The sequence below is a fragment of the Microcystis sp. M049S2 genome (assembly GCF_020245625.1).
Lineage (GTDB): Bacteria > Cyanobacteriota > Cyanobacteriia > Cyanobacteriales > Microcystaceae > Microcystis > Microcystis ichthyoblabe_A.
Map to the genome: position 1 here is coordinate 1 of NZ_JADBUN010000201.1, position 12,109 is coordinate 12,109.

Below are 12,109 nucleotides of genomic sequence, written 5' to 3' on the forward strand. Positions count from 1 at the left end.
AGACCTCTTGCATAAATCCGAAAACAAACGATAGAAACAATAATGGGAGGGACTTTCAGTTAATTATTTATTAGTAGTTGATAATCTTCAAAAATGTTGCTGTACAAGGATCGACTTAAGACTTTTGCAAGAGGTCTACTCTGATTGGGGTGTTCGTAGGAAGGCAGCCTTCGCTTTGGGTAATATTGGCTCGGAAACAGCCATTCCGGGGTTACTCAAGGCTTTAGAAGACTCTAATAGCGGTGTTCGTTGGAACGCAGTCGAGGCTTTGGCTGAGATTGGCTCAGAAACAACCATTCCGGGGTTACTCAAGGCTTTAGAAGACTCTAATAGCGGTGTTCGTTGGAACGCAGTCGAGGTTTTGGCTGAGATTGGCTCAGAAACAACCATTCCGGGATTACTCAAGGCTTTAGAACACTCTGATGAGTATGTTCGTAGGAAGGCAGCCTTCGCTTTGGGTAAAATTGGCTCGGAAACAGCCATTACGGGGTTACTCAAGGCTTTAGAAGACTCTAATAGCGTTGTTCGTAGGAACGCAGTCGAGGCTTTGCGTAAGATTGGTTCAGAAACAACCATTCCGGGATTACTCAAGGCTTTAGAACACTCTGATTGGTTTGTTCGTATCAACGCAGCCTTCGCCTTGGCTGAGATTGGCTCAGAAACAGCCATTCCGGAGTTACTCAGGGCTTTAAAAGACTCTAATTGGTTTGTTCGTATCAACGCAGCCTTCGCCTTGGCTGAGATTGGCTCAGAAACAGCGATTCCGGGGTTACTCAAGGCTTTGGAAGACTCTAATAAAGATGTTCGTATGTACGCAGCCGAGGCTTTGGGTAATATTGGCACAGAAACAGCCATTCCGGGGTTACTCAAGGCTTTAGAAGACTCTGATAAGGATGTTCGTGGGAAGGCAGCCGAGGCTTTGGGTAACATTGGCACAGAAACAGCCATTCCGGGGTTACTCAAGGCTTTAGAAGACTCTGATAAGGATGTTCGTGGGAAGGCAGCCGAGGCTTTGGGTAACATTGGCACAGAAACAGCCATTCTGGGGTTACTCAAGGCTTTAGAAGACTCTGATGGGTATCTTCGTTGGAAGGCAGCCGAGGCTTTGGGTAATATTGGCTCAGAAGCGGCGATGACTGAACTTATCAAATGCCTGAAAAATCCTGATTTTGTCACATTAAATAATGGCGATACTCTCTCTCAAGCTAGAGAAGCACTAGACACAATTCAAAACAAACTTAAATACTATCACCCCCTCTCCCAACCCATGAATCAACAAGTTTACATCTCCTACAACTGGCAAGAAGACAGCAACGAAATGGCTAATCAACTCGTCCAAGCATTTGAAGCAAAAGGAATTGAGATTATTCGGGATAAAACCCACACCAGCTATAAAGACTCCATCAAAAACTTTATGCGGCAAATTGGACAGGGGAAATGTGTCGTCGCCGTCATCAGCGATAGATACTTAAAATCAGAAAACTGTATGTTTGAATTAGTAGAAATTGCCAGAAATGGTGACTTTTATCAAAGAATATTCCCGATTATTTTACCAGATGCCAGAATTCATAAAGACTTCGAGCGCATAGACTACCTGAAATATTGGGAAGACGAAAAAGCAAAACTACAAGCAAAATACAAACAAATTGATTTAGCTAAAACTAATAGTATCATGGCGACAGTAAACTTATATGATGAAATCAGGGGCAATATTGATAATCTAACTAACATTCTTAAAGATATGAATACCCTCAATATCGACTTACACCGCCAATCGGAATTTGCAGCTATGATTGAAGTAGTAGAAACTAAACTTGCAGAAGACCGAACAGAATAAAGGAACAGTATCGCACAGTATCATAGGATCAATCCCTGTTGTTTATATTTATCCATTAACAGATTATCATAGTCCTTTTCGCTAATTTCAGAGCCGGTCAATGCCATTTCTTCAACTTCTTGAAACCATTTAGCCCATTTTTCTTTTAAGTCCTCTCTCCGATAGGCTTCAATTTCTGCGGCGATATCTTTTTCGGTAATATCCTGAACGCCAGGTAAGGATTGAGTTTTATCAAAGAGTTCTTTAACTTTTTGGCTTAAATTCTGACGGTTTTTTTTGTCCGCTAAATTTAACAAAGCGTCTTTTAATAAATCTTCAATGCTGTTATAGTTTCCTGTCGCTAATTGAGAGTTAATTAATTGTTCTAATTCGGGATTTAAGGTAATATTCATGGTAAAATAAACTTGGTATAATTCGGTGGATATTATGATGGTTCGTGAACGATATTATCGATAAACTCTTCTTTTTCTTCTTCCGTCATGGTATCCCAATTATAGCCTCGTTCTTTGGCTACGATTCGAGCTTTGCCAATGGCGTAGTGACATAGGTAATTGACCGCCTGAAAATGGGTAAAACCCCACACCCCACACCCCACACCCCACACCCTGCCCCCACCAACAAACTTTTTCAGCAAACCCTAATTAATCAGTTTAACACGAGTCTCTAGCCGGCTCGTGGGTGGGGAGACTGATCGCTAACGGGAAAAGCCATGATCTAGAAATTCTTGAATCGTTAAAATTGGGATTTCTCGAAATGGATTTAAAACTAATAGATCAGAATCACCGCTTACAATACAGGTAGCTTGACCATCGATCGCTAGTTCTAAATACTGATTATCTTTCTCATCTCTGCAAACCTTGATTTTCTCTCGAATCACGACAATTTCCGCAGTTCTTTCTATCGCCGTTATAAATAGCCGCCTTTTTGCTGAGGAGGCATATCTATCGAATTTGGGACGATTGAAAACAGTGATCAATTCTAACAAAAGACCTCTTGCATAAATCCGAAAACAAACAATAGAAACAATAATGGGAGGGACTTTCAGTTAATTATTTATTAGTAGTTGATAATCTTCAAAAATGTTGCTGTACAAGGATCGACTTAAGACTTTTGCAAGAGGTCTAAAGTAGATTCGGACATTAAAAGCTTGCCGATATTTTGGGCTTTGTCTAATGCCTGACGAGCTTTGCAGTTTTTTGACAGAAGCGCGCTTACTAAAACGTTGGTATCGAGAATAAAAGAATATTCAAGGCTCATTTAGTAAAGATTCTAAAATTTCGGGGGTTAATCCTCTAGCTTGCGCCTCATCACTAATTTCGTCCATTAGTTTTCTCAAGAAATCGATATCGCTGTTAACTGGCTTTCTAATTAGCAAATCGACAAGAACCCGGACGCGTTCTTGTTCCTCCGGGGATGCGGATTGATAGACTTCTGCCGCTTCGGGACTGACTTCGATCGAAATTTTGCTCATATTATTAAGGCTCATTCTTGCTATGCTTCGAGGAGTTGTTTAAATAAGTCGATCACTTGTTCGTTGCTTAAGGTTAAGTTCGGCATAGGTCAATTCTAGACACCAGCATGATTAATCAGTTTAACACCGGTCTTTAATGGAGAAGGTTTTCGGTTCGCCTACACCTTCCGGGCTTCGATCAGTTAGAATCGAGAAATTATCGGCCTAGAAAGTCCTTTCATCTTCGCGCTTGCCGTAAAATTATATCTTTAACTAAATGGTGATCGCTAATTAATTATCGTAGTAAAGCTTGAAAACCTGCTTGAATAAAATGAACATCTGAAGTTAAAGCGTCGGTAATTTGATTTTCTTCCATAACAATAAAAGAAAAACAATCTACTAATCCCCAGCTTTTATCAGATCTTGATTCGTAGAGCTTTAAGCCTTTTTGAAAAAGAGTAGAAGTGATAGTAACAACGAATAAATTATCGGTTTGATAGCATTGCTTGATAAAGGCAGAAACCTTAGGACGATTGTAATGACTAAGAGCATTACCAACCTCCATAAAAATGGCTTCAGTAACCCAAACTGCTGTTGCATTTTTTACATAGGGGAGGAACTGCATAGCAATTTGATGATATTGATCATGAGGATTGAGAATTGCTTGGATAAAGACCGTATCTAAAAAAAGTTTGGACTTATTCATCGCTTATATTTCTTTTGGGAGTATCATATAAATAATGATCGTGTTCCCTTGACCAATCTTCTGGAGCTTCATAGGTGCCAGCCATTTCTTCTAACAGTTCCCAAGCATTTTTATGGTTATTTTCTAATGGATCTTCCCGAGAAATAATTTGGATGATGTAATGGGTATTGGGTTCTAATTCAATCTTTTCTTCGGGACGGAAAACCATTCCATCATAACTAACTCGTAGATTTTTTATCATCATGGATTGTTGAGAAGTAATTCGATTACGGCCTACACAGTGCCTTAAGGCTAGTGTAACACACCCTCTCAACTATAACTGCCGTGCGATCGCACATTCTTCTAGATGCCGATATTCTGCTAAAGATGGGAAAATATCAGTCCTGTAGAGTCAAGGTCGATCCTCGTGGGTGGGGAAACGGAGGGAATTTTCGGCCATGGTGACAACAGTAATCGTTTTTCCCAACCTATCGAAAAACTCGACACTATACCCCGTTTCTAATCCCTCGATTTGATGTTTTTCTACCAATTTCCCACGTCTCCTGCGGATAATCTTGCTTCGCGAATATCTTTTAATAAAATCCCATTGAGTAAAGTTCATAATTCATGGTTATTATTTCGATCTAAAAAGTCCAAAAAGTCTTTTGCTTTCACGATCTGAATATTTTGATATTCAACCAGTGAAAGAAGATGTTTGTCTCCCGTGATAATATGGGTAGCCTTGCCAGCGATTGCACATTCTATGATCATATCGTCATCGGGATCATTGGGAACGGCTCTAAGTGTTCCACCTATAGAAACAATGCTAGAAGCATCACAAATTTCCTCAATGTATTTTCTAACTCGTTCTTCAGGAAATTTGATTTTTAGTAGAAGTTTTTCGGATAATTCGCCTAAAATCTCTGGACAAGTGACCGATCGAATCAGTTTGCTTTGGGCTAGGGAAAAACAACTATTCGGGCTACCGCCTTTAGAAAGCGCAGCAGATATGAGAATATTTGTGTCGAAGACAACAGTATAAATCACTACTTCTCATGAACGATTTCATCGATAAATTCTTCTCTTTCGTCTTCCGTCATGGTATCCCAATCGTAGCCGCGTTCTGCTGCGACGATTTTTGCCTGTTGGCTTCCGTAATCGGTTATAGCTTCCATATTTCCCCACTGACGCTGGATGAGGAATCTAAATAGTTCCTGTTGCTGTGCTTCGGGGAGTTGTTTGACTAATTCGATTACTTGTTCGTTGCTTAAGGTTAAGTTTGGCATAGGTCGCTTCTAGACACCAGCATGATTAATCAGTTTAACACGAGTCCTTAATGGAGAGGGTTTTCGGTTCGCCTATCCCTTCTCTGCGTCGATCAGTTAGAATCGAGAAATTATAACAAATCTGGTTATTTTTGCATGAGTAGAAAACGGGTTTCTCGGAGAAACCCGTTTTCTGTGCGTTACTCAACGGATTTAGTATTATCGGCCTAGAAAGTCCTTTCATCTTCCCGCTTGCCGTAAAATTATGATTGTCTCTCTCCAAGAAGCTCAAGCCAAACTGCCCGAACTGATATACAATCTCAAACTAGGGGAAGAATTGTTAATTACCGATAATAATTTCCCACTGGCAAAATTAAGCCGATGATAAAGAACACTTACAAGACTTCGCGGAGTATCTGCCTTGAAATGTCTAATCGATAGCCATACTCTGCTGTGTTACACACTCAAGGAATCCCGACTCAGTAGCAGCACCCATCAACTTCCTAAAGGGTGGCATAAATCGACTAAATCCTTATCTTGCAAGAGTTCTATTGATTAGTTCGTTCTAGATCGAAAACAATTGACAAAATCGCATCAATGTCCTTCTCTATAAGGGTTTCATCCCTTATAACTCCGTCCATTGCATAGCACAAACCGAAGAACCCGTCAGATGGTGACTTTCTTAATAGATCCATCAATTTTTCGGATGGTAACTTTCTTAATGCATCCATCAATTTTTCGGTTTTCATTCGTCTTAAGTTTAAGCCAGAAGGAGTGATAAGAGAATGGCATGATGGTAACTTTCCTACTAGATCCATCTTTTTGGATGGTGACTTTCTTAATGGAGCCATCAATTTTTTGGATGGTAACTTTCCTACTATATCCATCAATTTTTCGATGGGATATTGTCTATCTTCTATAGAATTTGCTTCTTCTTGTATTAATCCTACTTCTTCAGTAGTTAATATCAGTCCTTCAAGTTTCTGCTCCGCGTTCTTGATTGTTTGAATTAAGTCTTGGTATATTTTTTGGGCTTCGTCCAACTCCTTTTGGGTAAAAAGATTATTATGAGCTACTTTGTTTCTGGTTTTATACAGTTTCTCCCAATTAGATTGAAAATTTCTGTCTTTAAATGATTCCTTAAAAAACTTATCACCGTTGCTTTTAATTTTTTCTCTTAATTTACGAATTGCTTCGGGAGTTTCTTCAAGCCTATCAATTTCTTTAATTAAATCCTCTTTGGTTGTACAACCAGATGAAAGCTTGTATATAATCGAACCTAAATCATCAAAATCTATCAGATAGAGTTGATTGTCAATATGGCTTGCAAATTCTTTTTCATTATTTTTTCTCTGATCAACTTTCTTTCTAAAATCTTGGGTGGATACCTTTGTCCACCAATCCACTCCTATCTTGGTTGTCATGAATTTCGTTATGTAGTCTCTTAAACGGCGTTCCACACGATTAATACAAGGATAAATTTGATTAGCAATCTGTTCAGAAATTTCGTCTTTTACTATATCCAGTTTTTCTAATTTTTGGTCTTTGAAAAATTTTAAAATTGGAATACGTTGAGGTTCTAAACAACCATATTCTCCCTTTACAACAATTGAAAAACCTGTAATACATTTATCTTTGCTGTCTTGATCAAATTTAATTGGATTTACTGTAATTTCTATAAAATTATCCTTGATTTGGCGACTGTTACAATCTATTTGTGGTGTTCCATTCCAAAATGAATTATTCGAGGCGAGAAGATAGACTAAATTATCAGGAGTTTTGATATGAGATTGATTAGAAGTGTCAAATGCAAAAATTTCAAAGGTGAGAAAATTGTTTTGTGTGTCCATTGGAATGACAGGAGTTAGGTCTATAAACAACATCTACCCTCTATTTTAACTTGTCTATTGAAAAAAAGGGGGCTTATTCAGCCCCCTTAACCTCTAACTACCGCCAATCCTTGCCACATCGCGGGCGTTGGCTTCAAAAGCCGCATCGAGAGCAGAATCGCCGGTTAAACCGGAATCTAACGCCTCTTTAATACACTGCAACATCCGCTTATAATCCTTGGGCATTACTTTAACAAACTGGGGCAACATTTCCGACCAATTTGCTAAAACCAGGGCTGCTTTTTGACTTTGGGTGTAATCAGCATGGCGTTGAATTAACTCGCGTAAATCGTCGATTTCTTCCCCTTCTAGCGCCTCTAAAGCCACCATTTGGGTATTGCAACGAGTGGCGAAATCCCCCGACTCATCGAGGACGTAGGCGACACCACCACTCATCCCGGCGGCGAAATTGCGACCGGTGGGCCCTAAAACAACGACTTTACCCCCCGTCATATACTCGCAAGCGTGGTCGCCAACGGACTCAACCACCGTAGTCACCCCAGAGTTACGCACCCCAAAACGTTCCCCAGCAACCCCAGAAATATACACCTCACCACTGGTTGCACCGTATAAAGCCACATTACCGATGATAATATTCTCCTCGGCCACAAAAGTGGAACCTTTGGGCGGATAAACGATGATTTTGCCACCGCTTAAACCCTTACCCACATAATCATTGGCATCCCCTTCTAACTCCAGTGTCACCCCTTTGGGAACAAAAGCACCGAAACTCTGCCCCGCGCTGCCCTGAAAATGGAGATGTACGGTATCTTCGGGTAAACCCTCCCAGTGACGTTTAGTGATTTCGTTGCCTAAAATCGTCCCCACCACCCGGTTAATATTTTTAATCGGTAGTGTCGCCTTGACTTTTTCGCCTTTTTCAATGGCATCCTTGCATAAATCCAGTAAAACGGTTATATCCAAGGACTTATCTAAACCGTGGTCCTGGGGAATCTGACAATAACGCCCTACCTCTGCATCTACCTCCGGTTGATAGAGAATCGGAGTTAGGTCAATTCCTTTCGCTTTCCAATGTTCTACAGCCTGTTTTGGCTCTAATACATCAGTTCGCCCCACCATTTCATTTAAGGTGCGGAATCCCAATTCGGCCATAATTTCCCGCACTTCCTGGGCGATAAATTTCATGAAATTCACCGTATATTCAGGATCCCCGATGAAATTCTTCCGTAATAACGGATCCTGGGTCGCTACCCCCGCCGGACAGGTATTAAGATGACAAACCCGCATCATAATACAGCCTAACGTCACCAGTGGCGCGGTCGAAAAACCGAATTCTTCGGCCCCCAATAGGGCTGCCACCACCACATCGCGGCCGGTTTTCATCTGGCCATCGGTTTCCACCGCGATGCGACTGCGAAGATTATTTAACACCAATGTTTGATGGGTTTCTGCTAGTCCCAACTCCCAGGGTAAACCTGCGTGTTTAATCGAGGTTTGGGGTGAGGCACCGGTCCCACCATCAAAACCAGAGATTAAAACCACGTCAGCGTGAGCTTTAGCGACTCCGGCGGCGATTGTGCCAACTCCCACCTCAGAAACCAGTTTTACGCTCACTCTGGCCGCACGATTGGCATTTTTTAGGTCATGAATCAACTCCGCTAGGTCTTCAATCGAGTAGATATCGTGGTGGGGTGGGGGAGAGATTAAACCGACTCCGGGGGTGGAGTGACGGACTTTGGCAATCCAAGGATAGACTTTTTTACCTGGTAATTGACCGCCTTCGCCCGGTTTTGCCCCCTGGGCCATCTTTATCTGCAATTCTCGCGCTTGGGAGAGGTAAAGACTGGTGACACCAAAACGGCCGGAAGCCACCTGTTTAATGGCACTATTTTTCGAGTCTCCCCGTTCATTTGTCCAAGTGTAGCGCTCGGAATCTTCGCCGCCTTCCCCGGTGTTCGACTTGCCACCGATGCGATTCATGGCAATAGCGAGGGATTCGTGGGCCTCTTTGGAAATGGAACCGTAACTCATGGCCCCGGTTTTAAAGCGTTTCATAATCGCTTCAATCGGTTCCACTTCTTCGATGGGGATACTTTCCCGGTTTTTAAAGGTTAATAGTCCCCGCAGGGTGAAGAATTTTTGATTCTGTTGGTTGACCAGTTGGGAATATTTCTTAAAGAGGTCGTATTTGCCCAATTTTACCGCTTGTTGCAGGGTATGAATGGTTTCTGGGCTAAAAAGATGGGCTTCCCCGTCCTTACGCCATTGATATTCACCGCCAATATCGAGGGTATGCACATTAACATCCCGGTCGGGGAAAGCGTGGCCATGTCTGAGTAGGGATTCTTTGGCAATAATTTCTAAATCGGCCCCTTCAATGCGGGAAGCTGTCCAAGTAAAATAGCGATCGACTACCGATCGATTTAAGCCAATAGCCTCGAATATTTGCGCCCCACGGTAGCTTTGCAGGGTGGAAATGCCAATTTTAGAGGCCACTTTAATTACGCCCTTGGTGGCGGCTTTTATGTAGTTTTTACAGGCACTCTGGTGGTCAACTCCTACCAATAAACCTTCCTCGATCATACTGCCGAGGGTGGCAAAGGCTAGATAGGGATTAATCGCACCGCAACCATAACCGAGGAGAAGGGCGTAGTGATGCACTTCCCGGGGTTCGCCGGATTCCAGGACAAGGCCGACTCTGGTGCGGGTTCCCTGCCGGATGAGATGATGGTGTAAACCGGCAACCGCCAGCAGTGAGGGAATCGGGGCGTGATTTTTATCGATACCTCGATCGCTTAAAATAATAATGCTCGCGCCCGCTAAAATTGCCTCGTCCACCTCTTGACAAATTGCCTCAATTGTGCTACGCATCCCCTCGACTCCCGAAGTGGGATCGAAGAGAATGGGAATAGTCACGGTTTTAAATTCGCTATTGCCCTGTAAACGCGCTAATTGGGCGTTAGTGAGGATGGGAGAGTTAAGTTTAATCAGGTGACAGCTTTCCGGCTGCGGATCCAGGAGATTTCTCTCAGCGCCGATAGTGGTGATGGGAGAGGTGATAATTTCTTCGCGAATTGAGTCAATCGGGGGGTTAGTGACTTGGGCGAATAACTGCTGAAAGTAATCATAAAGCAGTTTTGGCCGATCGGACAAGACGGCTAGGGGTGTATCGGAACCCATGGAACCCACTGCTTCCACTCCATCCCGGCCCATGGGGGCTAATAAAAGACGTAATTCCTCAAAAGTGTAACCGAAAGCGGTTTGCTGTTGAATTAGGGAAACAGCAGTTTCCGGTGGCGCAGTTTCAACGGCCGGTAAATCGTCTAAATTGACTAAATTTTCGTTTAACCACTGGCGATAGGGTTTAGCGTTGGCAATACCTGCTTTTATTTCCTCATCGGCCACGATACGACCTTCTTTCATATCCACAAGGAACATCCGGCCGGGTTGCAGACGACCTTTAAAAGCGACGCGTTCTGGTTCAATGGGTAAAACTCCCGCTTCCGATGCCATAATTACTAGGTCATCTTTGGTGACATAGTAACGGGAAGGACGTAAACCATTGCGGTCTAACACTGCTCCCATCATCGTACCATCGGTAAAAGCGATCGAGGCTGGACCATCCCAGGGTTCCATCAAACAGGAATGGTATTCATAAAAGGCTTTTTTCTCATCACTCATCGATTCATGGGCTGCCCAGGGTTCAGGAATCATCATCATGACAGCGTGAGGAAGAGAACGCCCCGATAAAACCATTAATTCTAGGGCATTATCAAAAATTAAGGAGTCACTACCCTCGATATTAATAACCGGCTGGATTCTTTTGATGTCTTCCCCGAATAAGGGTGAGGCAAACATCGACTGACGGGCGTGCATCCAGTTAATATTACCTCGCAGGGTATTAATTTCGCCATTGTGGGCAATATAACGGTAAGGGTGGGCGCGTTCCCAACTGGGGAAGGTATTGGTACTAAAACGGGAATGGACTAATCCTAAAGCACTTTGAAAGTCGGGGTCGTGTAAATCGGGAAAATAGTCACCCACCTGTACCGGCATTAATTGCCCTTTATAGACAATGGTACGACTAGAAATACTGCAAGGATACCAGTAACGATTAAAGGATTGACGATTGAGGTGGGAACGCTTGCGAATAACGTATAATTTGCGTTCAAAGGCCAGATCATCGCTTAAATTGGCATCGCGTTCGATGAAAACCTGTTCGATAAAGGGTTCGGTAGATTTGGCCGAATTGCCCAAACTAGAGTTATCCGTGGGAACATCACGCCAACCGAGAACTTTTAACCCCTCTTCGGCGGCGATTTTCTCGAATTCCTGGCGACTTTTCCCGCGAATTTCGGCATCAGGGGCCGTGTAGAGCATTCCTACCCCGTATTGTCCCGCTGCTGGTAAGGTAAAACCTAGATTACTGGTCACTTTCCGGAAAAATAGGTCGGGGATTTGGCACAAAATACCCGCCCCATCGCCCGTATTTTTTTCCGCACCGCACGCGCCACGGTGATCGAGGTTTAGTAAAATTGTTAAGGCCTGTTCAACAATATCGTGGGACTTTTTACCCGTTTTATGAACGATAAAACCGACACCACAAGCATCATGTTCAAATTGGGGATCGTATAGTCCTTGTTTCCGTGGAGTTTGATTGTTATTCATCTTGTCTAATAGCCTAGCAGTCTGGAAGGGAATGGCCTAGAGGGTGAGCCAGAGTAGCGATTCTAGGTATATCAATTTTGTATCCAGACTGGACCTTCGGTCTTATATCTTAAGGAAATGTTTCGATGTCACAAGGGTTCCTTTACACCGAATCCAACTTCCGACCATTCTAGAACCTAAAAATGGGTCACGGCGATTTTTCTTGGCGATTAAATAGGGTTGGCTGAATAATGGTAAAAACCTTACAGGAAAGGGCTTTTAGCTTGATTGAGAGCTTCCCAAATGCACTTAAATCTGCTAGAATCTCTTAAAACCCTTGCATCACCCTTGCATCACCCTTGCATCTTCTCTAAT

General features: G+C 42.7%; 13 protein-coding genes and 1 pseudogene. 2 read left to right on the forward strand and 12 right to left on the reverse strand.

Going from position 1 to position 12,109, the window contains the following annotated elements; genetic code table 11:
- Positions 1–124: 124 nt before the first annotated feature.
- Positions 125–1,837: a HEAT repeat domain-containing protein gene (locus tag IM496_RS16745; RefSeq protein ID WP_502861852.1), complete on the forward strand. Its 1,713-nt coding sequence runs from the start codon at positions 125–127 to the stop codon at positions 1,835–1,837.
- Positions 1,838–1,857: 20 nt separating this feature from the next.
- On the opposite strand, the gene IM496_RS16750 is transcribed toward IM496_RS16745, so the two are convergent.
- The 10 genes and pseudogenes from IM496_RS16750 to IM496_RS16790 all read right to left on the reverse strand — a co-directional run bounded on the left by IM496_RS16750 (position 1,858) and on the right by IM496_RS16790 (position 5,258).
- Positions 1,858–2,229 (reverse strand): ribbon-helix-helix domain-containing protein, encoded by a 372-nt coding sequence (locus tag IM496_RS16750; RefSeq protein ID WP_287662633.1) that lies wholly within the window; start codon positions 2,227–2,229, stop codon positions 1,858–1,860.
- A 32-nt stretch (positions 2,230–2,261) separates the two neighbouring features.
- Entirely contained in the window at positions 2,262–2,420 is a 159-nt protein-coding gene (locus IM496_RS16755) for a hypothetical protein (protein WP_194015364.1), read from the reverse strand.
- 111 nt (positions 2,421–2,531) lie between these two features.
- Entirely contained in the window at positions 2,532–2,822 is a 291-nt protein-coding gene (locus IM496_RS16760; RefSeq protein WP_287662635.1) for a putative toxin-antitoxin system toxin component, PIN family, read from the reverse strand.
- Positions 2,823–2,962: 140 nt separating this feature from the next.
- Positions 2,963–3,094: pseudogene (locus IM496_RS22485) on the reverse strand (putative toxin-antitoxin system toxin component, PIN family); the annotation flags it as partial.
- On the reverse strand, positions 3,084–3,308 hold the full coding sequence (locus IM496_RS16765) for a C2H2-type zinc finger protein (RefSeq protein WP_002791634.1): 225 nt from the start codon (positions 3,306–3,308) through the stop codon (positions 3,084–3,086). The gene IM496_RS16765 and the pseudogene IM496_RS22485, both read right to left, overlap by 11 nt.
- Positions 3,309–3,582: 274 nt before the next feature.
- On the reverse strand, positions 3,583–3,993 hold the full coding sequence (locus tag IM496_RS16770; protein ID WP_002750647.1) for a type II toxin-antitoxin system VapC family toxin: 411 nt from the start codon (positions 3,991–3,993) through the stop codon (positions 3,583–3,585).
- A complete protein-coding gene (locus tag IM496_RS16775; RefSeq protein ID WP_002738017.1) occupies positions 3,986–4,234 on the reverse strand; it encodes a hypothetical protein in 249 nt (82 codons plus the stop codon). Before IM496_RS16775 ends, IM496_RS16770 begins: the two co-directional genes overlap by 8 nt.
- 150 nt (positions 4,235–4,384) lie before the next feature.
- Positions 4,385–4,594, reverse strand: a complete 210-nt coding sequence (locus tag IM496_RS16780) for a DUF4926 domain-containing protein (protein WP_228009722.1) — start codon at positions 4,592–4,594, stop codon at positions 4,385–4,387.
- Positions 4,591–5,019, reverse strand: coding sequence for a putative toxin-antitoxin system toxin component, PIN family (locus tag IM496_RS16785; protein ID WP_287662638.1), 429 nt, complete (start codon positions 5,017–5,019; stop codon positions 4,591–4,593). The genes IM496_RS16780 and IM496_RS16785 overlap by 4 nt, the downstream gene beginning before the upstream one ends.
- Entirely contained in the window at positions 5,019–5,258 is a 240-nt protein-coding gene (locus IM496_RS16790; RefSeq protein WP_002750644.1) for a hypothetical protein, read from the reverse strand. Before IM496_RS16790 ends, IM496_RS16785 begins: the two co-directional genes overlap by 1 nt.
- A gap of 244 nt (positions 5,259–5,502) precedes the next feature.
- Here IM496_RS16790 and IM496_RS16795 point away from each other — a divergent pair, with 244 nt between their 5' ends.
- Positions 5,503–5,622, forward strand: a complete 120-nt coding sequence (locus tag IM496_RS16795; RefSeq protein ID WP_002777099.1) for a type II toxin-antitoxin system Phd/YefM family antitoxin — start codon at positions 5,503–5,505, stop codon at positions 5,620–5,622.
- A 163-nt stretch (positions 5,623–5,785) separates the two neighbouring features.
- Here IM496_RS16795 and IM496_RS16800 read toward each other — a convergent pair whose 3' ends face one another.
- Positions 5,786–7,087, reverse strand: coding sequence for a Swt1 family HEPN domain-containing protein (locus tag IM496_RS16800; protein ID WP_287662640.1), 1,302 nt, complete (start codon positions 7,085–7,087; stop codon positions 5,786–5,788).
- Positions 7,088–7,180: 93 nt separating this feature from the next.
- Positions 7,181–11,755 carry a glutamate synthase large subunit gene (gene gltB / locus IM496_RS16805; RefSeq protein WP_287662642.1) on the reverse strand — a complete coding sequence of 1,525 codons (4,575 nt, stop codon included), beginning with the start codon at positions 11,753–11,755 and terminating at the stop codon, positions 7,181–7,183.
- Between the last annotated feature and the right edge of the window lie 354 nt (positions 11,756–12,109).